Below are 23,501 nucleotides of genomic sequence, written 5' to 3'. Positions count from 1 at the left end.
GCCGAACAGGCCATGTTTAATGATCAACGTGAGCGTAAAAAAACCGGCAAGCAAGAAGATGTGGTTTACCATCAGTGGGCCACCTTCAAAGTCGATAATGAACTCTATGGCGTAGACGTTATTCAGGTGAAAGAAGTCCTGCGCTACAGCGAGATCACCCCTGTTCCCGGTGCATCCAGTTATATCCTTGGCATCATCAACCTGCGCGGCAATGTCGTGACCGTGATTGATACCCGTAGCCTGTTCGGTCTGATGCCGCACGAAGCAGACGATGACACCCGTATCATTGTGGTTGAATACAATGAAAATGAGGTGGTGGGTCTTGTTGTTGATAATGTTGATGAAGTAATCAACATCCCGCAGAAATCCGTTGATCGGGCACCGAGTGTAGCGGGTGATGAATCTACCAAGCGTTTCGTGCAGGGGGTTTGTTATCACCATAGCAATCTGATCATCCTGCTGGACCTGCCTAAAATGCTCCAGAGCATCACGCCAGCCGACCCCGCAGGTGATGATCTGTTCTAATGATCGATCCGGGCAGTTAAAAACCTTTAGCTGCCCTGCTCTTCTCTTCTCTTCTCTTCTCTTCTCTTCTCTTATCCCAGCCAACTCATTCATTTTCAGTCCAGTTTTCTATTGCTATAGTGTCTGCATGCGATCGGAATACCCGATTATTTTGCTCGGATACCGGTTTATGATCGGCCGGGCTCCACATGCAGGGTCTAAAGGAGAATGATCAATGAGCAAGTCCATGGTATTGGGCGTAGTACTCGGCGCAGCAGCCGCTACTGCTGTGGGAACCATTGCAGGCTATCGTGCATATGTTGCCGATGATGCCCCTCAATTTGCGGAAGTGATGAGCGTTAACGCTGTCAATGAAAGTTACACTGTGCCACGGGAAGTCTGTGAGCAGCGTGAAGTTACTAAAGTGGTACCTAAGAAAGATGAGAATCAGCTTGCAGGTACGGCACTTGGCGCGGTCGCTGGTGGCCTGCTTGGTAATCAGGTGGGCGGCGGCAGTGGTAAAAAAATAGCTACCGTTGTGGGTGCTGTAGCCGGTGGTTATGCAGGTAAAAAAGTGCAGGAAGATATGCAGAATAAAGATACCTACACTGAAATCGAAACCCACTGCTCCACTGTTAATGACAAAAAACAGCGTGTAATCGGTTACGATGTTGAATACAAAATTGCCGACCAGGTTGCGGTTGTCCGGATGGATAAAAAACCTGAAAGCAATCAACTGCCGCTTAAGGATGGCAAACTGGATCTGTCACAGCTGCAGTCTGGTACCGCCCAGTAACTCTATCTATTCATACAAAAAAAGGCCGCATCAGCGGCCTTTTTTATTAGCTCTTACCCACTCAGTGTGTACTGAAATACTCTTTAGTGAGTTTAAACACCACAGGACTTAGCAGAATAAGTGCAATCAGGTTAGGAATGGCCATCAGCGCATTCAGGGTATCCGCCAGCAGCCAGACAAAATCCAGTCCGACCACAGATCCGACCAGCACCGCCAGAATCCAGATGACCCGGAAAGGTTTAATGCTTTTCACCCCGAACAGGTACTCTGCACAACGTTCACTGTAAACACTCCAGCCAAGAATGGTGGTAAAGGCAAACAGTGCCAGTGCAATGGCGACAATGTAGTTACCTACGCCGGGCAACGCATCTGCAAAGGCAGCTGACGTCAATGCAGCACCCGATTCACCGGAGGTCCACAAGCCGGAGGTGATAATCACCAGACCGGTAATAGAGCAGATCACCAGCGTATCCAGAAAGGTTCCCAACATCGCAATCAGGCCCTGACGGACAGGATTTTTGGTCTGGGATGCAGCATGGGCAATTGGCGCAGACCCCAGACCCGCTTCATTGGAGAAGACCCCTCGTGCCACACCAAAGCGAATAGCGGCCCAGACCGCAGCCCCTGCAAATCCGCCCTGCGCTGCGGTACCAGTGAAGGCATCAGTGAAGATCATGGCCAGCGCTGCGGGAATTGCGTCAACATTGAGAATTAAAACCACAAGACCTGCCAGCAGGTAACTGATCGCCATGAGTGGCACCAGAGAGCCAGCTACCAGACCGATGCGTTTGATACCACCAAGCAGTACGGCTGCAGTCAACACCATCAGAATGATGCCGGTGAGCCACAGAGGCATATCAAAATTGGTTTCAAGTACATGCGCAACGGAGTTTGACTGCACGGTGTTACCAATACCAAAGCCGGCAATGGTACCAAACACTGCAAACAGGGTACCCAGCCAGGCCCATTTAGGCCCTAACCCGTTTTTGATGTAGTACATCGGACCACCGACGTGATTACCGTGTTCATCTACTTCACGGTATTTAACGGCTAGCACGGCTTCAGCAAACTTTGTTGCCATACCTACCAGTGCGGTACACCACATCCAGAACAACGCACCCGGACCACCCAAAAAAACTGCGGTGGCTACACCGGCAATATTACCGGTACCAACGGTCGCAGACATGGCAGTCATCAGTGCCTGAAATGGAGGGATCTCCCCTTCACTCGCTTCAGTGGAACGGGGTGTGCGTCCACTCCACATCAGTCTGAAACCCATGCCCAGCTTGAGGATAGGCATCAGTTTAAGACCGATCTGCAGGAACAGGCCTACACCCAGGATAAGTACCAGCATCAGGGGACCCCATACGATCCCGTTGATAGCGGAGATAAAGTTCGTCAGTAGTTCCATTGTTACGCTCCCTTCCCGAGGCGCGGGCGTTGGTTACTGATTTGATAGGAACGCACCTGTTCGTGGTTCCTGAAGTAAGAACTGACCAAAAAAGTTTTAGTCGTACCTCATAAATACCGATGGATCAGTAATGCTGCAAGTTTTTTAGCTCAAAGAGGGATTTTGACCGCTTTTAGGCGCCTATATGGACCACAATGGTGCGTTTTCGGGCATGATGGCGATGTTCCCAGCAGTAAATACCCTGCCAGGTGCCTAACGCTAACCTGCCGTTAAGAATGGGAATAGAAAGACTCGTTGCTGTCAGCACGGATTTGATATGCGCAGGCATATCATCTGCGCCTTCAAGGGTATGGGTATAGAGGGGATCATTTTCACTGACCAGACGATTAAGCCAGTTTTCCAGATCGATACGTGCACTGGGGTCAGCATTTTCCTGAATGATCAGACTGGCACTGGTGTGTTGTATCATCAGGGTACACAAACCCTGATCTATTCCAGATTGACGAACCAAGGCTTCAACCTGTCCGGTAAATTCAAAGAGACCCTGAGAACCGGTAGTAACTGACAACGTTTCGACCATGGATGATTCCTTGTTTTATAGTCCGCGATCCGTTTCATCCCGCAAATAGATCTGCTTATCACCTGTCAATGCAGAACGCACCTGATCTAGCAGGCGGTTTTTATCTTTATTGAGCACACCCTTCAGTACAAGATAGTTGGAGGCATGGTCGCTGCGAAAAATGGTTTTCTCCAGCTCCAGATCACTCAGAAACCATTCCATCTCCTGAAACAGCTGCTGTTGATTGAGCGGCTGAAAACCGTGATCAAAACCCGATTTAAGGCGTTGCTGGCTGCCACTGAAAAACAACACCAGTGTGGCCAGGTAATTGGGTTGTGCAAGATTAGCCAGCCTCGCCGACGCACGCGCATGCTGCTCTGAGAGCGCAACACCGCCCAGTCCGTTAATGATTATCATGGACGTTTTCATGCCAGCGGCATGGGACTTTGCAAATGCCTCAGCAGTGGTGGCAAAGGTTTCACCCTTGTTCACATAGGCGAGCACTTGGTCATCACCACTCTCGGCACCGATATAGAGTAACTCAAGGCCGAGTTCCTGCAGGTGTTTGAGCTGCTCAATCGATTTATTCTTAAGATTGCGTGGCAGACAATAGCTGGAAATCCGTGTTACGTCCGGCAGTATTGCGCGAATCGCCAGCAGGATATTTTCCAATCGGGTAAATGAAAGCGCCATGGCATCGCCATCTGCGAGAAACACACGTCGGATGGTTCCAAGTCGGGCGGCACAGCGTTGCAGTTCAGCTTCGATCTCGGACTGCTGTTTGATACTGAACTTCTTCTGCGGGGCAGTGTACATCTCACAGAATGTGCATTTATTCCAGCTGCAGCCGTTGGTGACCTGCAGAATCAGGGAACCCGCCTCACTCGGCGGGCGAAAGACAGGTTCTATGTAATTAAGCGGATAGCCGATCATCATTTTCCACACGGGAAAACAGGCGGTGGAAATTCCGAGAGGTCACTTCAGCGACCTCCTCTACTGCAATACCTTTCAGCTCAGCAATGCATTTGGCGACTTCAACCACATACTTGGGTTCATTGCTTTTGCCTCTGAACGGCACAGGTGCAAGATAGGGCGAGTCGGTTTCAATCAGCATCGATTCGAGCGGTACCTGTTGGACCACTTCACGCAGTTCAGCGGCATTGCGGAAGGTGATGATGCCAGAGAAAGAGATAAGATAGTTCTCATCCATAGCCGCCTTCGCCATCTCCCAGCTTTCAGTAAAGCAGTGCAATACACCGCCACTGTTGGCTGAACCATGCTGACGAATCAGCCGAAGCGTGTCTTCACGGGCATCACGGGTATGCACAATTACCGGTAAACCTGATTCTCCCGCCACTTCAAGGTGGGTAATAAAATTCGCTTGCTGCAGCTCGACAGTGTCCTGCTGGTAGTAATAATCCAGCCCGGTTTCGCCAACCGCAACTATGCGTTCGCGCTGACAGAGTTCAATCAGTTGGTTTTTATCTACTTCCCCTTCATCCGTATGCAGGGGGTGCACTCCGACAGAGGCATAGACCTGAGACCAGGGCAGTATGCTCTGGTACATCGCTTCAAAGGCCTGCAGAGAGATACTGACACAGAGCATCTTACTGACCCTGCGCTCAGTCGCGGCCTGCAGCATGTCAGCAAAGTTGTGGTCATAGCCGGACAAGTCCAGCTTATCGAGGTGGCAGTGAGAATCTATAAACATGAAAAAACGCTTACAGGGCGTTAGTCTTGCGATCCGAATTCAGAGTACCGGCAAGATAGGTTTCGATTTTGTTGACCAGACTGGAATCGTCTGGGGTCAACTGGATGCCGATACCCGGTGTGCGTCCGCCCTGAGCCCCTTTTGGGGTCAGCCAGACGACCTTGCCGGTGACGGGAACTTTGTCCGCTTCATCCATAAGATCAAGCAGCATAAATACTTCTTCACCCAGATGGTAAGAGCGAAGGGTCGGAATAAACAGGCCACCATTGGAAATAAAAGGCAGATAAGCCTGATACAGCTCTTCCTTGGTTTTGATGGTCAGTGACAGTATGCCGTGACTGAGTCGTGGGACCACACTCATAAAGCGATGCTACTCCTGTCTGAACAACCCATGCCACTCAAGCAAAACGGATTCCAGCACAAGCTGTTTATTGGGGTTTTGCCGTTGCAGAATGGCCCGACGTTCCTGAATGATTTTATCGGCCAACTTCAGGATTTTAACCGGGTTGGCGTTTTTAGCAACAGCCGTAATCATATTCTTTGCATCAGACTGCTCAATCTGAAGCTCACCCGACGTCAGGGATTGCCTGACAAGGTCTGTAAGCAGCGCATAAAACCAGTTGAGAAGGCGTTCAACGTCCTGTTTATGAAGCTGAGCAGCCACTTCGAGCGGGCTTCTTCGCTGGCGCAGAATATCTGCCAACCCCTTGATTAGCAGTTGGCGTAATTCGCACTCACCGTTCTCAAGGTACGCTAATGCCTGTTCGGGAGAGCCGCGGTTTACCGATAAAACCTGCCGAAGCTGCTCTTCAGTCAGTTCCGTTTTTTGCCCGGCTAGCCAGTCAACGGCTTCCTGCAGTGCAGGCGAGTGACACTGAATATGCTGACAACGACTCTTTATGGTGGGTAATAACTGCCCCATGCGGGCGGTAATAAGTAATAACAACGTTTTCTGACCGGGCTCTTCAAGCATTTTAAGTAATGCATTGGCGGCAGCCAGGTTGAGCGCGTCAGCCGGATCGATGATCACTACCCGATACCCGCCCTGCTGTGCGGTGCTGAAGATAAATTCACCCAACTGGCGAACCTGGTCTACCTTGAGCTGCTTGCCCTGCTCCTCAGGCAAAAGCTGAAACAGGTCAGGGTGCGTACCCGCACGGTTCAATTCGCAGCCTTTACACTGCCCACAGGCGGTCTGAGCAAGAGGTTCCAGACAGAGCAGATAATCGGCAATCGCTCGGGCAAGGCCCTGCTTGCCAATTCCGGGGGCTCCGTGGAGCAGTAAAGCGTGGGGTAACCGGCCAGCAATATGCAGGCCGACCAGGTGTCCTAACGTGTCTGTAAACCAGGGATGGACCGGAGTGAGACCAGACACACTTATTGCCTCATGAAGATCGTGATCTGACGACCAATCTGTTGCTGAACATCGGTCAAAGGCTGACTGGCATCAATGATTTTAACCCGCTGAGGGTCTTGTTGCGCACGCTGTAGATAGGCCTGTCGTACACGCTCAAAAAAAGCGACTTTTTCCTGCTCGAATCGATCAGGTGCACTGCGCTGACTGGCTCGACGTAAACCAATTTCCACTGGCAGGTCCAGCAACAGGGTCAGATCAGGACGTAACGGACCCTGCACTAAATTTTCCAGTACTGAAATCGAGTGGAACGGTATACCTCTGCCACCGCCCTGATAAGCGAAGGTGGCATCCGTGAACCGATCGGAAATAACCCAGGCACCCCGCTCCAGGGCTGGTTTAATGACATTCTCAAGGTGCTGAGCACGGGCAGCAAACATCAGCAGCAGTTCGGTTTCAATGCTGATCCGTTCCTCGCGGGGCTGAAGCAGAATGTTACGCAGTTCTTCAGCCAGCGGCGTACCACCGGGTTCCCGGGTGAGAATGACCTCTTTGCCGCGAATACGCAGGGATTCAGCCAGGAAATCAATGTTGGTTGATTTACCTACGCCTTCGGTGCCTTCAACGGTAATAAAACGACCTAGTGTCTTGTTCATTGCTGCATCATATCAGGGAGATGATCGGTAGTCCTCTCGCCGTTTCAATTGAAACTGACGGACCGCTTCATTGTGCTGCTTCAGGGTCTCAGAGAACTGGTGACTGCCATCTCCCTTGGCAACGAAAAACAGGGCTTTTCCATCGGCTGGATTCAGGGCCGCCTGAATTGCTTCGCGGCCAACCATAGCAATCGGTGTCGGCGGCAAACCTGGAATAACATAGGTATTGTAAGGCGTAGGTTTACGCAGATCAGAGCGTCGAATGTTGCCTGTATAGGCATCGCCCATGCCATAAATCACCGTAGGATCGGTTTGCAGCCGCATTTTTTTATTCAGACGACGCACGAATACACCCGCAATAATCGGTCTTTCATCGGCCCTGGCAGTTTCTTTTTCGATGATCGATGCCATGATCAACGCTTCATAGGCTGAGCCGTATGGCAGATCAGGTTGACGTGTTTCCCAGGCCTGATCCAGGGTTTCCTGAAGCAGCGTATGGGCACGGTTAAGTAGCGCCAGCGCAGAACCATTTTTCTCAAAATGGTAAGTTTCTGCCAGAAACTGCCCTTCCGGATGCGCCGCCTCTATTTGCAGTGTTTTTAATAACGCGTCTGTAGACAGGTCGGAAACATCATCTTTCAGTTGCGGGTTAGCTCGCACGGTTTCCATCAGCTGTTTAAAGGTTGAACCCTCGAGAATGGTAAAGCTATAGCTGATGGAACGGCCACTGGTGATCAGTTCCAGCAGATCCATGGGATTCATATCCGGTTCAAGTCGGTAATATCCGGCTTTGATTTGTCTTGCCTTGCCCATTAAACGCGCATGAATTTTAAAATAAATCGGCTTTTTGATAATCGATTTACTTTCAAGTTCATTCAGTAACTGATTGAAATTAATGCCTTTGCTTACATCAATGTCCGTTGTCTCTTTGATGGATAACGGATGAGCCATATAGTCTTGATAATCCTGCCACAGCCAAAACCCGGCAAGGCCAAGAAACAACAGGACTGGAACGAAAAAAGTAAGGAGACGTTTGATCAAACTAAAACCTGTTTCAAGCGTGATTGCAGTTGTTGAATTACCGGTCCTGGCGAAAACGAACGGCCCTCCAGTTCTGATACAGGCCAGATATGAATCAGACTGTTACAGAAAAAGACTTCGCTGGCGCTCAGCAACGCCTCGGGAGTGTAGAGTCCCACCTGGCACTCAATACCCAGATCGGCGAGGCAGTGTATCAAAAAATCACGCATGACACCGGAGACGCCACACCGTTCAATACCAGGGGTGAACACGGTACCGGATGCACTCACCCAGAACAGATTACTCATGGTGCCTTCAACCAGAAAACCTTCGCTATCGCAGACAATGCCTTCACTGATATCCGGGTCGGTCCATTCTGACCGGGCCATGACCTGTTCCAGTCGATTCAGATGTTTAATACCGGCCAGAGCCGGATTGATCGCCAATCTGTAGTCACAGAAACGCGCTCTGATGCCACTGGCTTTGGAATTATCGTTCTTTCCGGGGCTAAGAATCATGACACGGGAAGGCTGGGTCGTTAACGGCAGCGCATAACCACGCTCACCCTGCCCACGGGTGATAACAAGCTTGAGAACGGCATCCCCAGAAAGGGTGAGCGTGCTCAGATCGGATTTGACGATCTCCAGTGTTTCAGCGGGAAAGCGAAGTACAGCCAGACCTTTTTCCAAGCGGGCAAGGTGGGCATCAAGCAGTTCAGGTTTACCATCACGGATACGAATGGTTTCAAACAGCCCATCGCCATAACTGATACCGCGATCTGTCACTGAAATCTGGTCAGAAAGCTGTCCGTTTAGCCATACCTGATGCATCTGCAAGCTCCCAGCTACAACTAGAGAGCACGAAACAGCAGCGTACCGTTTGTGCCACCGAAACCAAATGAGTTAGACATCACCGCTCTGATCGTGCAGGTCTGTGCCTGATGCGGCACAAAGTTAAGATCACACCCCTCAGAGGGGTTGTCCAGATTAATCGTGGGTGGCGCCACCTGATCACGCAGAGCCAGAACACTGAAGATCGCCTCCACAGCGCCTGCTGCACCCAGCAGGTGACCGGTCATGGATTTGGTTGAACTGATACGTACCGAATCCGCGCTATGTCCCATCACCTGCTTTACCGCATTGGCTTCAGCAATATCGCCGGCTGGCGTTGATGTTCCATGCGCATTGATATAATCCACTTCACTCTTATCTATGGCTGCATCCGCCATAGCATTGGCCATTGCCAACGCCGCCCCTTCGCCGGTTTCAGGCGGAGCTGTCATATGATAAGCATCATCGCTCATGCCAAAACCAGCCAGCTCACAATAGATCTCAGCGCCACGGGCGACGGCGTGCTCATAGGATTCCAGTACGACAATGCCAGCGCCATCACCCAGTACAAAGCCATCCCGGTCCCGGTCCCACGGGCGACTCGCCGCCTGAGGATCGTCATTACGGGTGGACAGTGCACGCGCGGCTGAAAACCCGGCAATACCCAGTGGCGTGGTGGCCATTTCGGCGCCGCCAGCCAGCATCACATCGGCATCACCATACTGGATCATGCGCATGGCTGAACCGATATTGTGAGTACCTGTGGTGCAGGCGGTGGTGATGGCTATATTGGGGCCTTTAAAGCCATAGCGTATTGCCAGGTTACCGGCAATCATATTGATAATACTGCCCGGTACAAAAAAAGGTGATACCCGACGTGGACCACTCTGAGTAAGCTGGCCAAGATTGGTCTCAATCATCGGCAGGCCACCAATGCCTGAACCTATCGCACAACCTACCCTATGCAGATTCAGTTGCTCTGTTTCAAGGCCAGCGTCCTCGATCGCCTGGATGGCAGCTGCCAGTCCATATTGGATGAACAGATCCATCTTACGGGCTTCTTTTGTGCTTACGTAAGGCGATACATCAAAGTCTTTAACAGACGCTGAAAAACGCGTGGCAAAGTTTTCAGCATCAAAATGGGTGATAGCGGATGCCCCACTCTTGCCATCAAGCGCCTGCTGCCAGCTATGAGTTACGTTGTGCCCTAGCGGGCTCACCATCCCCATCCCGGTAACGACGACACGCTTTTTTGCCATTAAGCCACTCCTGAGCAAAAATCCTGAATATCCCGATACTTTATTACAGAATTAAAGACAAAAGAAAAGCCGCAACTATCAGAGATAGTGCGGCTTTTCTGTCGATCGAGACGAAAAACGATTACTGGTGTGAGTTGATGTAATCGATCGCCAGCTGAACGGTAGTGATCTTTTCAGCTTCTTCGTCAGGAATCTCAGTTTCGAATTCTTCTTCAAGAGCCATTACCAGCTCAACAGTGTCCAGGGAGTCAGCACCCAGATCTTCAACGAAGGAAGCTTCGTTGGTGACTTCTTCTTCCTTAACGCCCAGCTGTTCAGCGATGATTTTCTTAACGCGCTCTTCGATGTTACTCATATCTGTTCCTATTTTTGATCAACACCACACATCGGTTAGACATGGGTAGGAAAGTTCATTTAATGCCACGATGCCTCCAGGCAGCGTCGCTAAGTTCGTCTCTACCTGACGGCACATTATCAACAATTCAGGAAAAAAAACAATTCCTTTATAAGGGGTATCACCCCATGTACATGCCACCATTGACCTGAATCGACTCACCGGTGATGTAACCACCACCCTCGCCCGCCAGAAAAGCGACGACAGATGCGATCTCTTCAGGCTGTCCCAAACGGCTCAAAGCGATCTGAGATTTCAGCATATCCTTGTGTTCGTCAGCCAGGCCACTGGTCATATCGGTATCGATAAAACCAGGTGCAACACAGTTTACTGTGATGTTACGTGAGCCTACTTCGCGCGCCAGTGCACGTGTAAAACCTTCCATGCCTGACTTGGCCGCTGCGTAGTTGGTCTGACCCGCGTTACCCATGGATGCAACGACAGAGCTGACACTGATAATGCGGCCCCAGCGCGCTTTTGTCATGCCACGCAGGCAACCTTTCACCAGACGGAAAACTGAGGTCAGGTTGGTATTCAATACCTGATCCCACTCGTCGTCTTTCATGCGCATCAGAATGTTGTCGCGGGTGATACCGGCATTATTGACCAGAATTTCTACCGTACCAAAATCAGACTGTACCTGCTGCAGCACCGCGTCAACAGACTCCGCATCTGCAACATCCAGTACCAGACCGGTACCTTTGATGCCAGCAGACGCCAGATAATCACTGATGCTTGCTGCACCATTTGCGCTGGTTGCTGTACCAACAACGACAGCACCCTGCTTACCCAGGGCTTCTGCAATGGCTTTACCAATGCCCCGGGTTGCGCCCGTGACCAGCGCAACTTTTCCTTCAATACTCATGCTGATTACCTATTTAATCGTTCAGGCACTGAGTGCTTTTTCAAGGCCGGCGGCATCACCGATAGCCAGAACATTCAGCGATTTATCAATTTTTTTATTCAGGCCAGACAAAACTTTACCCGGGCCACATTCAACGGTGGTGGTAACACCTTGCGCAACCATTGCCTGCACACTGGGCGTCCAGAGAACCGGACTATACAGCTGAGCCAGCAAGTTTGATTTTAATGTATCTGCATCAGGTGACACCGCGGCGCTCACGTTCTGAATCACAGGAATCACTGGCATCTTGATACTGATATCAGCCAAGGCAGCTTCCATTTTTTCAGCCGCAGGACGCATCAGATCGCAGTGAGAAGGCACGCTGACAGGCAGTGGAATTGCACGTTTAGCACCCGCTGCTTTACAGGCTTCTATTGCGCGCTCGACTGCTGCTGCCTGACCGGCAATGACAACCTGACCCGGGCAGTTGAAGTTGACAGGGGCAACCACATCACCTTCTGCAGCACGGCTACAGGCGGCTTTGATTGCATCGTCATCAAGGCCAAGGATTGCAGCCATCGCACCCGCACCAGCAGGCACAGCCTGCTGCATAAATTCACCACGTAACTTAACCAGCTGCACACCGTCCGTAAAATCGATGGCGCCACCACAGACCAGCGCGGTGTATTCACCCAGGCTGTGACCTGCCAGAACAGAGGGTTGAGCCTGACCCAGCTCAGACCACATGCGCCACAGGGCAACACCGGCAGTGAGTAGTGCGGGCTGCGTTTTATCGGTTTGATTAAGGTCGGTATCGGGACCATTCTGGATCAGTTGCCAGAGGTCATAACCCAGCACGCTGGAGGCTTCAGCAAAAGTGGCTTGAATGACTGGATGGTCAGCGGCGAGGTCAGCCAACATACCAACCTGTTGGGAACCCTGACCGGGAAAAACAAATGCAAGCGATTGAGACATGAGCTCCTCTGAATTCCTGTTATCGCATCTCAGCCCGACAGGGCCAAATATTGCTGCGTAGTTTACAACATTCAGGGGTAATTAACAGGTTGAGCTCAGGTGAGTTTGTGTTCGATTTCAGCACTGATACGACGGGGAACATCCTGCTCGATTTCGGCCACAGCCTGATCCAGCGCAAAACCAAAACAGGTCTGATTCGCTGCGCCGTGACTTTTAATAACAATGCCCTGCAGGCCAAGCAAGCTGGCACCGTTGCGTCGGGAGGGGTCCATCTGGGCTTTAAGTTCACCCAGAATCGGACGAGCGAGTAACGCCAGCAGTCGTCGATACAGGCCCTGACGAAAACTGGATTGCAATTTGTGACTGATCATCCGTGCCAGCCCTTCACTGCTTTTAAGTGCGATATTGCCGACAAAACCATCACAGACAATAACGTCAGCCTTGCCTGAATAGAGGTCATTACCCTCGACAAAACCGATATAGTTGAGGCCGCCCCGCTCTTCGATCAGGCGTGAAGCAAGTTTTACCTGCTCATTGCCCTTGATCTCTTCCTGGCCAATATTCAGCAAACCAACCGCTGGACTGCCAATACCATCTACCGCCGTGGTCATGACCGAGCCCATGATCGCAAACTGCAACAAATGCTCTGCACTACAATCCACATTCGCACCTAAATCCAGCACATAACAATGGCCTTTTTCTGTCGGTACGGGAGAGATAATAGCCGGTCGGTCAATGCCGGGCAGTGTGCGCAGAATAAAACGCCCCAAAACCATCAAAGCACCAGTATTGCCGGCACTTACACAGGCCTGAGCCAGATTTTCCGACACCAGCTGCAGCGCTTTGTACATCGAAGTTTCCTGACCGTTACGCAGCACCTGACTGGGTTTGTCAGACATGGCAACAGTGTCATCGGCGTGCACAATCTGCAGCCTGGAAGACAGGGACGGATCGGAAGATTGGATTAAGGGTGCGATGATTTCGCGGTTGCCTACCAGTTTGATGATAAGCCGGGAGTGACGCTTCAGTGCATCAACACAAGCGGGGACAGTCACGCGGGGACCGAAGTCCCCGCCCATTACATCAACAGCAATGGTGTAGCGGTCTGACAAACTTATTCGTCATCCTGCTTATTGATCACCTGCTTGCCACGGTAAAAACCGTCAGCAGAAACGTGGTGACGACGGTGAGTTTCACCGGTAGTGGATTCTACAGACAGAGTCGGGTTGCCCAGCGCATCGTGAGAACGACGCATATCACGACGGGAACGGGACTTTTTGTTTTGCTGAACTGCCATGGCTCAATAGCTCCTGGTTCGTATTACTTGGTGTCAGCTTTTTTTAAAGCAGCCAACACGCTGAATGGATTCGGTTTGTTACTTTCTTTTACAGCTGTCTCAGGCTCACCAAACGAAGTCTGAATTGAACAGTCTTCGTGGTACACATCATGAGGAATACTCAGAATAAGTTCCTCCTGCACCAGCGGGACCAGTTCAAGCTCATCTGCTTCTACAATCACCGGATCATAATATCGGGGTAATTGTTTGGCAGCCTCCTCACTGGCGGCGATCCCAAGGTTAAACTTCGCAGCAACTTCAATTTCAACGGGTTCAAGACAGCGCTGACAGATCATTTTCACCTGTCCGCCCGCCTGACCCTGAATCAGTCTGATGCGCTGCTCATCAATCGAAAACTCAAGCTCAACCTGGATCTTGCCATCCTGATCTGCCAGCATATCGCAAAAATCAGGCATGGCCGATACCGGTAGATCGGCTGAAATTTGAGCGCCCCGTTCTGCCATTTTGCGCGGGTCGATTTTCTTGGGTATTGGGCCGTTTGACATAAGCGCGCAATTCTAGGGGCAGAACCCCTTGCTGTCAAAGACTTTACAGGCCAAATCCACTAATATCTGCCGCTTAATTCAAGAAAGGAATTGAAACCGCCATGACAGAGATCATTCTGGCCTCCAGCTCCCCATTTCGGCGCATGATTCTGGACAAACTGAACCTGCCCTATTCCTGCGTTTCCCCCGATATTGATGAATCAGCCCTGCCATGCGAATCACCTGCCGAGCTGGTTGCCCGACTTGCCGCTGCCAAAGCCGCCAAGGTAGCAGAATCACACAAAGATGCCCTGATCATCGGTTCTGATCAGGTTGCTGTGCTGGGCAGTGAAATCCTAGGCAAACCCGGTACGCATGAGCGGGCTGTGGAACAACTGCAGAAACTCTCTGGCCAGACCGTCACTTTCCTGACGGGATTAAGCCTGCTCAACAGCAAAACAGGCCGTTACCACACCGAAGTAGTGCCCTTTAAAGTGATCTTCAGATCCCTGACCGATGTGATGATTGAAAACTATCTGCGGGCAGAAAAACCTTATAACTGCGCGGGCAGTTTTAAATCGGAAGCACTCGGCATTGTGCTGTTCGAAAAACTCGAAGGCGAAGATCCCAATACACTGATCGGGCTACCCTTGATACGGTTGGTGAGAATGCTGGAACAGGAATGTGTTGCGGTACTCTGACTCTGAATAAGTCTTATCTATGCAGCAGCATATCGATATGCTCGATACCTTCATCATCATAAGGCTGGCCGAGGGTTTCAAACCCCAGCTGAGTGTAGAAACCGGCCAGTCGGGTCTGGGCTGAGATTTTAATATCGATATTCGGAAACAGTTGATCAGCCCAGCGCAAAGCCTGAAGCATCAGTTCACCGCCCACACCCTTACCCCGAACAGACATTTCAGTCGCCACCCGACCAATCGCCACTTCAGGATAACGATGAGCTGGCGGTATCAGCCGGGCTGTTGCAATCACCCTGCCCGCTTTGTCTGTGCCTAACAGGTGAAAAGCAACAGAATCAAGACTGTCGGCGTCCTGATAGAAACATTGCTGCTCAAGAATAAACACCTGCTGGCGCAGTGCCAGCAGGGCGTGAGTTTGGCAAGCGGACAGCTCATCAAAGGGCAGGCACTGCCATTCCACAGCAAGCGGACTTTTCATGGCTGCCGCATTACCGAGCCTTACAGCTCGGTAACACCACCCATGTATGGAATCAAAGCTTCAGGTACACGAATACGACCTTCAGCTGTCTGGTAATTTTCCATGATCGCCAGCAACGTGCGTCCGACCGCCAGTCCAGAACCGTTAAGCGTATGCACCAGCTCAGGTTTACCGGTTTCAGGATTACGCCAGCGCGCCAGCAGCCTGCGGGCCTGAAAGTCGGTCATATTTGAAACCGATGAGATCTCGCGGTAGGTATTCTGCCCCGGCAACCAGACTTCAATGTCATGGGTTTTGGCCGCGCTGAAACCCAGATCACCGCCGCAAAGTGCGACGACACGATACGGCAGATTCAGCTTCTGCAAGATCGCTTCGGCATGACCGGTCATCTCTTCCAACGCTTCCCAGGAGCGGGACGGTTCAACCACTTGCACCATTTCAACCTTTTCGAACTGATGCTGACGAATCATGCCCCGGGTATCTTTACCACTGGCACCAGCCTCGGAACGGAAACAGGGCGTATGCGCAGTAAATTTCAGCGGCAGACGTTCCGGATCAATAATTTCGTCACGGACAAAATTGGTTACCGGTACTTCAGCGGTAGGAATCAGGTAATACTGACGCTCACCAAACGGCACTTTGAACAGGTCTTCACCAAATTTAGGCAACTGGCCGGTGCCGCGCAGGCTGTCTTCATTGACCATGTAAGGCACGTAGGTTTCGGTGTAACCATGCTCTTCAGTCTGAGTGTTGAGCATGAACTGAATCAACGCACGGTGCATGCGCGCCAGCTTGCCGGTCAGAACAGAAAAGCGGGATCCGGTGAGTTTAGCGGCTGTTTCAAAATCGAGTTCACCGCTTTTTTCGCCCAGCGCCACATGATCCAGTGGTGTAAAGTCGAATTCAGCCGGGGTGCCCCATCTGCGCAACTCTACGTTGTCATTTTCATCGGCACCCTCAGGTACAGAGCTGTCCGGAATGTTAGGAACGCCTGACAACAGATCATCCAGCGCAGCCGTTACGTCATTTAAGCGGGCTTTTGCGGCATCCAGCTGACTACCCAGGTCAGCCACTTCTGCCAGCAACGGCTGGATATCTTCACCTGCGGCTTTGGCTTTACCAATGGATTTGGATCGGGTGTTACGCTCGTTCTGCAGGTTCTCAGTAGCCATCTGCATTTCACGGCGCTGACTTTCCAGCTCGGTGAATTGAGCAACAGGAAATTGATAGCCTTTTTTCAGCAGCAGTGCTGCCACTTCTTCCGGATTAGAACGGACCAGTTTTGCATCAAGCATGGGTGTTTAAACTACCTTTTATCAGAACAAGCGAGTGACCCAGAGCCCGCCGTACAGCGCAAGCAGACTCAGAAAAACGCTTAATAATATATAAATCAGAGCTGACATGACATGGCCTTCCTGCATCATGGCCACGGTCTCAAGGGAAAAGGTCGAAAAAGTCGTTAAGGCCCCCAGCATCCCCACCATTAACAGCGGGCGCATTTCTGGGCTCAAACGGGATTTTTCAAGAATAAGTACAAACAACACGCCCATCAGGAAAGAGCCGATTACGTTACAGGCCAGCGTGCCGTAAGGTAACCTGAACGACGCGTTATTCAACAGGCCGCTGACCCAATAACGCCCGAGTGCCCCGAGAGCACCGCCAATAGCGATAAAGAGTATATGCTGCATGCTGGCCCTCCTATGGGCTTTCAGTCATCATCAGATGAATAGCGCTTTTGTTCACTGGCCTGATCCAGCTGTGCCAGATAGTCCAGTCGTTGTTTGATTTTCAGTTCCAGACCACGATTTTCAGGCTGATACCAGCGCTCATGGGCGATCTCGGGCGGCAAATAACATTCGCCAGCCGCATAGGCATCCGGCTCATCATGGGCATAGCGGTATTCAGCGCCATAACCCAGTTCTTTCATGAGCTGAGTTGGCGCATTGCGCAGATGCACCGGCACTTCATAACCAGCACTCTCCCTGACTGCGCCGCGACACTGGTTAAATGCGCGATACACCGCATTACTCTTGGGTGCACTGGCGCAGTAAATTGCCGCCTGGGCAATGGCGCGCTCGCCTTCAGCCGGCCCCACCCGTTCAAAGGCATCCCAGGCCGATAACGCCACCTGCATGGCCCGTGGGTCGGCATTGCCAATATCCTCAGAGGCTATCGCCACCAATCGACGGGCCACATAGAGCGGATCACAACCGCCTTCAAGCATCCGGCAATACCAGTAGAGCGCACCATCTGGCGACGAGCCGCGAACCGATTTATGGAACGCAGAGATCATATCGTAAAACAGATCACCCTGCTTATCGTAACGCCGCGTCTGCCCAGTCAGCACCTCGGTCAATACTTCATCAGGAATCACTTCTGTGCCATCCGGGCGTTTTACCGCCAGATCAGAGCTGATCTCCAACAGGTTCAATGCTTTGCGCGCATCACCTTCTGCCGCGGCTGAGAGTTGGTTCAGCAGGACGTCACTGATCACCAGTGCTCGCTGCCCTAACCCGCGCTGCTTATCTGCCAAGGCACTCAGTAATAGCTGTTTAATCGCCTCAGATTCAAGTGCTCGTAACAGATAAACACGCGCCCGGGAGAGCAATGCATTATTCAGTTCAAAGGAGGGATTTTCAGTCGTAGCGCCGATAAAAATGACCGTGCCATCTTCGATGTAAGGCAAAAAGGCATCCTGTTGGGATTTGTTGAAGCGATGCACCTCATCAACAAAAAGCACCGTGCCTCTGCCGGACTGAGCCTGTACCTGTTTAGCCTGCTCTACCGCGATACGAATATCTTTCACCCCCGCCAATACGGCGGAAAGTGTCAGAAACTGAGCATCAACCTGATTGGCAATCAGCCGCGCAAGGGTCGTTTTACCGACGCCCGGAGGCCCCCAGAGGATCATTGAATGTATAACGCCCTGCTCCAGCGCCAACCGCAGCGGTTTACCCGCACCTAACAGGTGCGCCTGACCACAATACTCATCAAGAGACTGTGGTCGCATCTTTGCGGCGAGTGGCTGATAGCCGGGCGACTGATCGGCAAACAGATCCAAGATTACTCGGTCCCGTCAATGATCAGATCAACATCTTTGGGGATGCGGAACTCAAACTCTTCCGGCGGGAGTTCAGGGTTGCGCTGTGCTGATTTGAAAACGATGGTAGTGCGCTGACCCAGTGAATCTTCCAGCATCAGCTCGGATAGCACCTGCTCATGAAAGACAAGTCGAATCACACTGAAAGAGGTTTGCGCGCTGATCGATTTTAGTTCAAACAGCTGCTCAGCTTCGCTGCTGGATGATTGGGTCAGAGAAAAGTTTTCCAGCAGAGAATCAATTTCACCATTCAAAATCCTGGCAGGTGTGCTGTTACTCTCTGGATTTAGATTACGGCGGGTTACCTGCTCAAGGTCCGGATCATAGATCCAGAGATAGCGCCCATCCGCCACAATTTCCTGTGGCGCAGGCTCTGTGGTCTGCCAGCGAAAACGGTTGGGTTTAGAAAGCGTCAGCTGACCAATACTCTGTTGCGCAGAACGTCCGTTCTCGCCGACGGTAATCTGATCAAATTCCGCTGAAAATGTACTGTAACTGTTCAGCAAGCTGCTTAACTCAGTTTTGGCATCGGCTAATACCGCGCCTGAGAACAGTAACAGGCCGGACAGTAAACCGGCTGAGAAAATGTGACTGATGCGTTTACGTTTCACTGCTTTTAATGGCATGTCCATAGTTAACCTGATCAACGGTCACCGTGCGGACCGGGCGCCAGTACTTCGCGCTGGCCATTGGTGCCTGCTTCGCTGACGACACCAGCAGCTTCCATGGTTTCTATCATCCGGGCGGCACGGTTGTAACCGATTTTTAGTTTGCGCTGCACACTTGAGATGGAGGCTTTGCGGGTTTCAAGCACAAAGGCCACAGCCTCGTCATACAACGGGTCCTGCTCATCATCAAACAGTGAACCTGAACCGGAGCCTAATCCATCACCACCAATGCCCGCTTCCGGTTCGGTGAGGTCAGTTATATAGTCAGGCGCACCCAGTTTCTTCCAGGCATCCACCACGCGATGCACTTCATCATCACTGACAAACGCACCATGCACGCGGTTTGGCAGACTGACACCCGCTGGCAGGTAGAGCATATCACCCCAGCCCAGCAGGTTTTCCGCGCCACCCTGATCGAGGATGGTGCGCGAGTCAATTTTTGAAGACACCTGAAACGCAATACGTGTCGGGATGTTGGCTTTAATCAGACCGGTAATGACATCCACAGATGGGCGCTGTGTTGCAAGAATAAGATGGATACCGGCCGCACGGGCTTTCTGGGCAATTCGTGCGATCAGCTCTTCCACTTTTTTGCCGACAATCATCATCATGTCAGCGAACTCGTCAATCACCACCACGATATAGGGCAAAGGCTCAAGTTCAGGTGCTGGCGTGCCAAAGGGTTCGCCGTGCTCTTCCGGATTCCACAGCGGATCGCGCAGCGGTGCGCCCTGCTTTCTGGCTTCTTCCAGTTTTTCATTAAAACCGGCCAGATTTCTGACGCCCATTTTGGCCATCAGACGATAACGCCGTTCCATCTCACCAACACACCAGCGCAGGCCGGATGCCGCATCTTTCATATCCGTAATTACAGGTGCCAGCAGATGCGGAATTCCTTCATAGATTGAAAGTTCCAGCATTTTAGGGTCGACCAAAATCAGACGGACCTCTTCCGGGGTAGCCTTAAACAACAGGCTGAGCAGCATGGCATTAACGCCCACCGATTTACCAGAACCGGTGGTACCGGCAACCAGCAAGTGAGGCATTTTAGCCAGGTTAGCAACCACAGGATTACCCGCAATATCATTACCCAAACCCAGTGTGAGTTTTGAAGCCGCTGACATGTAGGGTTTTGAGCTTAATACTTCACTCAGATGCACGGTCTGACGGGTCTCATTGGGGATCTCAACGCCAACCACTGACTTACCGGCAATGACTTCAACAACCCGCACGCTGCTAACTGCCATGGAACGGGCCAGGTCTTTTGCCAGGTTGGTAATCTTGCTGGCTTTAACACCCGGTGCGGGCTGAATCTCAAACCGGGTGATCACCGGACCTGGATTTACCTCAACCACTTCTGCAATCACACCAAAATCTTTCAGCTTGTCTTCAAGCAGAGAAGAGAGGCGCTCCAGCTCTTCCTGCGAGTAGCCTGTGTTGGTATTCAGTGTGGGTGGATCCAGCAGGTCCAGTGGTGGTATCCGCCTACGAGCAACTTTTCTGGCTGCAGAAACTTGTTCAGGTTCAAGACCTAACTCTTTGTCCTGCATTGGTTTATGCGTTTCTGATAAAGGTACGATTTTGACGTGTCCCTTATCTGTGACAACCTCCTGAACGGGGGATGGAGTGGTCGAAATGTTTGTCACAACCGGGACAGTTTCCTCTGTCCAAGGCGGACTGTCATCCTCATCAAACTCAGTTTCAACCTGCTGCGGCATGACAGGCTCTGTGCGCACCGGATCTGTTTCTATCGACTGGGTAGGCGGTGTTTGAGGTTTGCCTGCGGTTACCGGTTTAACGGTTTTATTGGCAACTGATCTGGATTCAACTGTCTGCAGAACAATATTTGGCAGTCGCATGCACCACAGACCCAGTGATTCAAGCAGCTGCGCCCAACTCAATTCCAGCATCAGTGTCAGACTGAGCAACAAACCGCTGAACAGCACAACAGAACTGCCGGTCAGGCTGAACCAGCTGACAAACCAGTCCGATAGCGCTTCGCCAACAATCCCGCCCGCACTGAACGGATAATGCAGGGCTTCGACTGAAAGATGCGTTGCAGCCAGGGCCGAAAAGGTGAGTAACAGGGCCAGGCTGCCGCTGCAGCGCAGGATAAAATAAGGCACGGACTCCAGCAGCGTTGCGCGGCGTCTGAGCATAAACCGCACCGTCGGATAGACGATCAGTATGGGCAGAAGATAGGCACCGATGCCGAAGGCCGAAACACTCAGGTCGGCCAGCCATGCACCCACAGGACCGATAAAATTCCTCACCTCTGGCTGATAACCCAAGTGCGACCAGCCCGGATCACGGGGGTCATAACCAATCAGCGCCAATAACAACAGCAGGTTAAGTGCCACCACCAATATCAAGCTTGATTCCCGCCCGATACGCATCAGCAGCTCGGGAAAACTCAGACGTTTGGGTGTGTCGCTCATTGGTGTTTCAGACTCCATGGGATCATCATTCTTTCCAGCTGCCAAAGATAACACAATTTAGGGGATGTCAGGTCAAACCCGGTTGATGAAAACAGCTGATTAAGGGATAGTAAGCCCATAATTACATTGCCCCTGCTTTATGGATAAAAGCCTTTAACAAGATAGGGTTAAGTCCATTCGGGTCAGTTCACTTGAAATCTGTCTTTATGACCGCATTGAGCAACTAATTGCTACCACAACAGGATTTGCCAAACTCATGAGTGAAGTACAACACCATAGCCTGATCATTCTCGGCAGCGGCCCTGCCGGTTACACTGCTGCTGTATATGCCGCCCGCGCCAACCTTAACCCTGTTGTCATTACCGGGATGCAGGCGGGTGGTCAGCTGACCACCACTACAGATGTCGATAACTGGCCGGGTGATGTTGACGGCGTTCAGGGCCCTGAGTTGATGGACCGCATGCAGCGTCATGCCGAGCGCTTTGATACCAAGGTTATCTTTGATCATATCAATGAAACCGACCTGCAAAACCGCCCTTTCCGTCTGAAAGGCGATATGGGTGAATACACCTGTGATGCGCTGATCATCTCTACTGGTGCTTCTGCTCAATATCTTGGCCTGCCTTCAGAAGAAGCTTTCCAGGGCAAAGGTGTTTCTGCCTGCGCAACCTGTGACGGTTTCTTTTACCGTGGCCAGAAAGTAGCCGTTATTGGCGGGGGCAACACCGCGGTTGAAGAGGCGTTGTATCTGTCTAACATCGCGGCAGAGGTTACCCTGATTCACCGCCGCGACACCCTGCGTTCGGAGAAAATCCTGCAGGATAAACTGCTTGAGCGTGCTGAAAACGGCAATATCAATATCCTCTGGAACCACACGCTGGACGAAGTGCTGGGTGACGCAACCGGCGTGACCGGGATTCGTGTCAAGAGTACTGAATCCGGTGCAACCCAGGAGCTGGATCTTGCTGGCGTTTTCATCGCCATTGGCCACAAGCCAAACACCGACATTTTTGCCGGTCAGCTTGAGATGCATGACGGCTACCTGAAAATTAAATCTGGCCTTGAAGGCAATGCTACTCAGACCAGCGTTGAAGGCGTGTTTGCGGCGGGCGATGTCTGCGACCACATTTACCGTCAAGCCATCACCTCTGCTGGTTTTGGCTGTATGGCCGCGCTGGATGCAGAACGCTATCTGGATGACCTGAAGAAATAATCCACTTCTGACAGCTCAGAGCCTGATGAGACTCAATTACAATGAATAATCACTCTGAGCTGTCATGATTCCCTGGTTAAGTGATAACACCCCCTTCCCGCCCCTGAACAAAGCGCTGGATGACCCTAATGGGTTGTTAGCGGCTGGTGGTACTCTGAATCAGGGCCGCCTGCTTGATGCCTACAGACGAGGCATATTTCCCTGGTACAGTCCGGGAGAACCGATTCTCTGGTGGAGTCCCGATCCCCGCTGCGTACTGATACCGGAACAACTTCATGTTTCACGCAGTCTTAAGAAGCAGATGCGCTCACAGACCTATGAGGTCTGTTTTGATCGCAACTTTCCGGCCGTAATTGATGCCTGTGCCGCGCCCAGAAGCGCGTCTGCGGGGACCTGGATTACCCGGGAGATGCGCCAGTCGTATATTGAATTACATAAGTCAGGCTATGCGCATTCAGTAGAAATGTATCAGGAGGGTGAAATCGTGGGCGGACTGTATGGCCTTGCGCTTGGCAAGCTGTTTTTTGGCGAATCCATGTTCAGTCGCAGGAGCAATGCCTCCAAAATCGCGTTTGTGCATCTGGTCGAACAGCTGAAAAAGTGGGGCTATGCTTTAATTGACTGCCAGGTTAGCAATCCACACCTGTTTAGCCTGGGCGCCTGTGAAATTCCAAGGCAGGAGTTTGAGGACTACCTGCAACGTTATCTTAATGTGCCGCATAACCATCACTGGGATTTTGAACCAGATCTGTTTCGCAAGGAGTAATCC

General features: G+C 51.5%; 27 protein-coding genes. 5 read left to right on the top strand and 22 right to left on the bottom strand.

Features of this window, described 5'->3' with window-relative positions:
- The first annotated feature begins 12 nt into the window (after positions 1 to 12).
- Positions 13 to 525: a chemotaxis protein CheW gene (locus P2G53_RS00370; RefSeq protein WP_275814059.1), complete on the top strand. Its 513-nt coding sequence runs from the start codon at positions 13 to 15 to the stop codon at positions 523 to 525.
- Between the two features lie 214 nt (positions 526 to 739).
- On the top strand, positions 740 to 1,300 hold the full coding sequence (locus P2G53_RS00365) for a glycine zipper 2TM domain-containing protein (RefSeq protein ID WP_275812069.1): 561 nt from the start codon (positions 740 to 742) through the stop codon (positions 1,298 to 1,300).
- A gap of 61 nt (positions 1,301 to 1,361) precedes the next feature.
- On the opposite strand, the gene P2G53_RS00360 is transcribed toward P2G53_RS00365, so the two are convergent.
- The 16 genes from P2G53_RS00360 to P2G53_RS00285 all read right to left on the bottom strand — a co-directional run bounded on the left by P2G53_RS00360 (position 1,362) and on the right by P2G53_RS00285 (position 14,155).
- Positions 1,362 to 2,711, bottom strand: coding sequence for a sodium:alanine symporter family protein (locus P2G53_RS00360; protein WP_275812067.1), 1,350 nt, complete (start codon positions 2,709 to 2,711; stop codon positions 1,362 to 1,364).
- 172 nt (positions 2,712 to 2,883) lie between these two features.
- Entirely contained in the window at positions 2,884 to 3,291 is a 408-nt protein-coding gene (locus tag P2G53_RS00355) for a secondary thiamine-phosphate synthase enzyme YjbQ (RefSeq protein ID WP_275812065.1), read from the bottom strand.
- Between the two features lie 15 nt (positions 3,292 to 3,306).
- Positions 3,307 to 4,203 carry a radical SAM protein gene (locus tag P2G53_RS00350; RefSeq protein WP_275812063.1) on the bottom strand — a complete coding sequence of 299 codons (897 nt, stop codon included), beginning with the start codon at positions 4,201 to 4,203 and terminating at the stop codon, positions 3,307 to 3,309.
- Positions 4,184 to 4,981 (bottom strand): TatD family hydrolase, encoded by a 798-nt coding sequence (locus P2G53_RS00345; RefSeq protein WP_275812060.1) that lies wholly within the window; start codon positions 4,979 to 4,981, stop codon positions 4,184 to 4,186. Before P2G53_RS00345 ends, P2G53_RS00350 begins: the two co-directional genes overlap by 20 nt.
- A 10-nt stretch (positions 4,982 to 4,991) precedes the next feature.
- Entirely contained in the window at positions 4,992 to 5,342 is a 351-nt protein-coding gene (locus tag P2G53_RS00340) for a PilZ domain-containing protein (RefSeq protein ID WP_275812058.1), read from the bottom strand.
- 9 nt (positions 5,343 to 5,351) lie between these two features.
- Positions 5,352 to 6,356: a DNA polymerase III subunit delta' gene (locus P2G53_RS00335; protein WP_275812055.1), complete on the bottom strand. Its 1,005-nt coding sequence runs from the start codon at positions 6,354 to 6,356 to the stop codon at positions 5,352 to 5,354.
- A 2-nt stretch (positions 6,357 to 6,358) separates the two neighbouring features.
- Complete coding sequence (gene tmk / locus P2G53_RS00330) at positions 6,359 to 6,991, bottom strand: dTMP kinase (protein ID WP_275812051.1); 633 nt, start codon at positions 6,989 to 6,991, stop codon at positions 6,359 to 6,361.
- A 12-nt stretch (positions 6,992 to 7,003) separates the two neighbouring features.
- A complete protein-coding gene (gene mltG, locus P2G53_RS00325; protein WP_275814056.1) occupies positions 7,004 to 7,993 on the bottom strand; it encodes an endolytic transglycosylase MltG in 990 nt (329 codons plus the stop codon).
- A gap of 35 nt (positions 7,994 to 8,028) precedes the next feature.
- The gene (pabC, locus tag P2G53_RS00320; protein WP_275812048.1) at positions 8,029 to 8,841 is read right to left on the bottom strand and encodes an aminodeoxychorismate lyase; all 813 of its coding nucleotides are present in this window, start codon (positions 8,839 to 8,841) and stop codon (positions 8,029 to 8,031) included.
- A gap of 20 nt (positions 8,842 to 8,861) precedes the next feature.
- On the bottom strand, positions 8,862 to 10,100 hold the full coding sequence (gene fabF / locus P2G53_RS00315) for a beta-ketoacyl-ACP synthase II (RefSeq protein ID WP_275812045.1): 1,239 nt from the start codon (positions 10,098 to 10,100) through the stop codon (positions 8,862 to 8,864).
- 121 nt (positions 10,101 to 10,221) lie between these two features.
- Positions 10,222 to 10,455 (bottom strand): acyl carrier protein, encoded by a 234-nt coding sequence (gene acpP / locus P2G53_RS00310; protein ID WP_275812042.1) that lies wholly within the window; start codon positions 10,453 to 10,455, stop codon positions 10,222 to 10,224.
- A 160-nt stretch (positions 10,456 to 10,615) separates the two neighbouring features.
- The gene (gene fabG / locus P2G53_RS00305) at positions 10,616 to 11,359 is read right to left on the bottom strand and encodes a 3-oxoacyl-ACP reductase FabG (RefSeq protein WP_275812039.1); all 744 of its coding nucleotides are present in this window, start codon (positions 11,357 to 11,359) and stop codon (positions 10,616 to 10,618) included.
- Positions 11,360 to 11,380: 21 nt separating this feature from the next.
- Positions 11,381 to 12,313: an ACP S-malonyltransferase gene (gene fabD, locus P2G53_RS00300; RefSeq protein ID WP_275812036.1), complete on the bottom strand. Its 933-nt coding sequence runs from the start codon at positions 12,311 to 12,313 to the stop codon at positions 11,381 to 11,383.
- 95 nt (positions 12,314 to 12,408) lie between these two features.
- Positions 12,409 to 13,425 (bottom strand): phosphate acyltransferase PlsX, encoded by a 1,017-nt coding sequence (gene plsX / locus P2G53_RS00295; RefSeq protein ID WP_275812033.1) that lies wholly within the window; start codon positions 13,423 to 13,425, stop codon positions 12,409 to 12,411.
- 2 nt (positions 13,426 to 13,427) lie between these two features.
- The gene (rpmF, locus tag P2G53_RS00290; RefSeq protein ID WP_275812030.1) at positions 13,428 to 13,610 is read right to left on the bottom strand and encodes a 50S ribosomal protein L32; all 183 of its coding nucleotides are present in this window, start codon (positions 13,608 to 13,610) and stop codon (positions 13,428 to 13,430) included.
- Between the two features lie 23 nt (positions 13,611 to 13,633).
- Positions 13,634 to 14,155: a YceD family protein gene (locus P2G53_RS00285; protein WP_275812027.1), complete on the bottom strand. Its 522-nt coding sequence runs from the start codon at positions 14,153 to 14,155 to the stop codon at positions 13,634 to 13,636.
- Positions 14,156 to 14,256: 101 nt separating this feature from the next.
- Between P2G53_RS00285 and P2G53_RS00280 the strand changes: the two genes are divergently transcribed.
- A complete protein-coding gene (locus P2G53_RS00280; RefSeq protein ID WP_275812024.1) occupies positions 14,257 to 14,835 on the top strand; it encodes a Maf family nucleotide pyrophosphatase in 579 nt (192 codons plus the stop codon).
- Positions 14,836 to 14,848: 13 nt separating this feature from the next.
- Here P2G53_RS00280 and P2G53_RS00275 read toward each other — a convergent pair whose 3' ends face one another.
- The 6 genes from P2G53_RS00275 to P2G53_RS00250 are packed head-to-tail and all read right to left on the bottom strand — an operon-like array spanning position 14,849 to position 21,519.
- Positions 14,849 to 15,313: a GNAT family N-acetyltransferase gene (locus tag P2G53_RS00275; protein ID WP_275812021.1), complete on the bottom strand. Its 465-nt coding sequence runs from the start codon at positions 15,311 to 15,313 to the stop codon at positions 14,849 to 14,851.
- Positions 15,314 to 15,333: 20 nt separating this feature from the next.
- A complete protein-coding gene (serS, locus tag P2G53_RS00270) occupies positions 15,334 to 16,608 on the bottom strand; it encodes a serine--tRNA ligase (protein ID WP_275812018.1) in 1,275 nt (424 codons plus the stop codon).
- Between the two features lie 21 nt (positions 16,609 to 16,629).
- Positions 16,630 to 17,001, bottom strand: coding sequence for a fluoride efflux transporter CrcB (crcB, locus tag P2G53_RS00265; protein WP_275812015.1), 372 nt, complete (start codon positions 16,999 to 17,001; stop codon positions 16,630 to 16,632).
- Positions 17,002 to 17,021: 20 nt separating this feature from the next.
- Positions 17,022 to 18,377 (bottom strand): replication-associated recombination protein A, encoded by a 1,356-nt coding sequence (locus P2G53_RS00260; RefSeq protein WP_275814053.1) that lies wholly within the window; start codon positions 18,375 to 18,377, stop codon positions 17,022 to 17,024.
- Positions 18,377 to 19,039, bottom strand: coding sequence for an outer membrane lipoprotein chaperone LolA (gene lolA, locus P2G53_RS00255; RefSeq protein ID WP_275812013.1), 663 nt, complete (start codon positions 19,037 to 19,039; stop codon positions 18,377 to 18,379). Before lolA ends, P2G53_RS00260 begins: the two co-directional genes overlap by 1 nt.
- 17 nt (positions 19,040 to 19,056) lie before the next feature.
- Entirely contained in the window at positions 19,057 to 21,519 is a 2,463-nt protein-coding gene (locus tag P2G53_RS00250; RefSeq protein WP_275812010.1) for a DNA translocase FtsK, read from the bottom strand.
- 256 nt (positions 21,520 to 21,775) lie between these two features.
- Here P2G53_RS00250 and trxB point away from each other — a divergent pair, with 256 nt between their 5' ends.
- Entirely contained in the window at positions 21,776 to 22,732 is a 957-nt protein-coding gene (trxB, locus tag P2G53_RS00245) for a thioredoxin-disulfide reductase (RefSeq protein ID WP_275812007.1), read from the top strand.
- Positions 22,733 to 22,796: 64 nt separating this feature from the next.
- Complete coding sequence (gene aat, locus P2G53_RS00240) at positions 22,797 to 23,498, top strand: leucyl/phenylalanyl-tRNA--protein transferase (protein ID WP_275812003.1); 702 nt, start codon at positions 22,797 to 22,799, stop codon at positions 23,496 to 23,498.
- Positions 23,499 to 23,501: the final 3 nt, after the last annotated feature.

The sequence above is a fragment of the Neptuniibacter sp. CAU 1671 genome, from assembly GCF_029222905.1.
Classification (GTDB): Bacteria; Pseudomonadota; Gammaproteobacteria; order Pseudomonadales; family Balneatricaceae; genus Neptuniibacter.
Note: the sequence above shows the minus strand (reverse complement) of the source record. Positions and strands in the feature narration are given on the sequence as shown.

Bases quoted from the DNA above. Each gene is read 5' to 3' on its own strand.
- P2G53_RS00370 (WP_275814059.1), top strand. From the start codon at position 13: ATGTTTAATGATCAACGTGAGCGTAAAAAAACCGGCAAGCAAGAAGAT.
- P2G53_RS00365 (WP_275812069.1), top strand. From the start codon at position 740: ATGAGCAAGTCCATGGTATTGGGCGTAGTACTCGGCGCAGCAGCCGCT.
- P2G53_RS00360 (WP_275812067.1), bottom strand. From the start codon at position 2,711: ATGGAACTACTGACGAACTTTATCTCCGCTATCAACGGGATCGTATGG.
- P2G53_RS00355 (WP_275812065.1), bottom strand. From the start codon at position 3,291: ATGGTCGAAACGTTGTCAGTTACTACCGGTTCTCAGGGTCTCTTTGAA.
- P2G53_RS00350 (WP_275812063.1), bottom strand. From the start codon at position 4,203: ATGATCGGCTATCCGCTTAATTACATAGAACCTGTCTTTCGCCCGCCG.
- P2G53_RS00345 (WP_275812060.1), bottom strand. From the start codon at position 4,981: ATGTTTATAGATTCTCACTGCCACCTCGATAAGCTGGACTTGTCCGGC.
- P2G53_RS00340 (WP_275812058.1), bottom strand. From the start codon at position 5,342: ATGAGTGTGGTCCCACGACTCAGTCACGGCATACTGTCACTGACCATC.
- tmk (WP_275812051.1), bottom strand. From the start codon at position 6,991: ATGAACAAGACACTAGGTCGTTTTATTACCGTTGAAGGCACCGAAGGC.
- pabC (WP_275812048.1), bottom strand. From the start codon at position 8,841: ATGCATCAGGTATGGCTAAACGGACAGCTTTCTGACCAGATTTCAGTG.
- fabF (WP_275812045.1), bottom strand. From the start codon at position 10,100: ATGGCAAAAAAGCGTGTCGTCGTTACCGGGATGGGGATGGTGAGCCCG.
- acpP (WP_275812042.1), bottom strand. From the start codon at position 10,455: ATGAGTAACATCGAAGAGCGCGTTAAGAAAATCATCGCTGAACAGCTG.
- fabG (WP_275812039.1), bottom strand. From the start codon at position 11,359: ATGAGTATTGAAGGAAAAGTTGCGCTGGTCACGGGCGCAACCCGGGGC.
- fabD (WP_275812036.1), bottom strand. From the start codon at position 12,313: ATGTCTCAATCGCTTGCATTTGTTTTTCCCGGTCAGGGTTCCCAACAG.
- rpmF (WP_275812030.1), bottom strand. From the start codon at position 13,610: ATGGCAGTTCAGCAAAACAAAAAGTCCCGTTCCCGTCGTGATATGCGT.
- P2G53_RS00285 (WP_275812027.1), bottom strand. From the start codon at position 14,155: ATGTCAAACGGCCCAATACCCAAGAAAATCGACCCGCGCAAAATGGCA.
- P2G53_RS00280 (WP_275812024.1), top strand. From the start codon at position 14,257: ATGACAGAGATCATTCTGGCCTCCAGCTCCCCATTTCGGCGCATGATT.
- P2G53_RS00275 (WP_275812021.1), bottom strand. From the start codon at position 15,313: ATGAAAAGTCCGCTTGCTGTGGAATGGCAGTGCCTGCCCTTTGATGAG.
- serS (WP_275812018.1), bottom strand. From the start codon at position 16,608: ATGCTTGATGCAAAACTGGTCCGTTCTAATCCGGAAGAAGTGGCAGCA.
- crcB (WP_275812015.1), bottom strand. From the start codon at position 17,001: ATGCAGCATATACTCTTTATCGCTATTGGCGGTGCTCTCGGGGCACTC.
- lolA (WP_275812013.1), bottom strand. From the start codon at position 19,039: ATGCCATTAAAAGCAGTGAAACGTAAACGCATCAGTCACATTTTCTCA.
- P2G53_RS00250 (WP_275812010.1), bottom strand. From the start codon at position 21,519: ATGAGCGACACACCCAAACGTCTGAGTTTTCCCGAGCTGCTGATGCGT.
- trxB (WP_275812007.1), top strand. From the start codon at position 21,776: ATGAGTGAAGTACAACACCATAGCCTGATCATTCTCGGCAGCGGCCCT.
- aat (WP_275812003.1), top strand. From the start codon at position 22,797: ATGATTCCCTGGTTAAGTGATAACACCCCCTTCCCGCCCCTGAACAAA.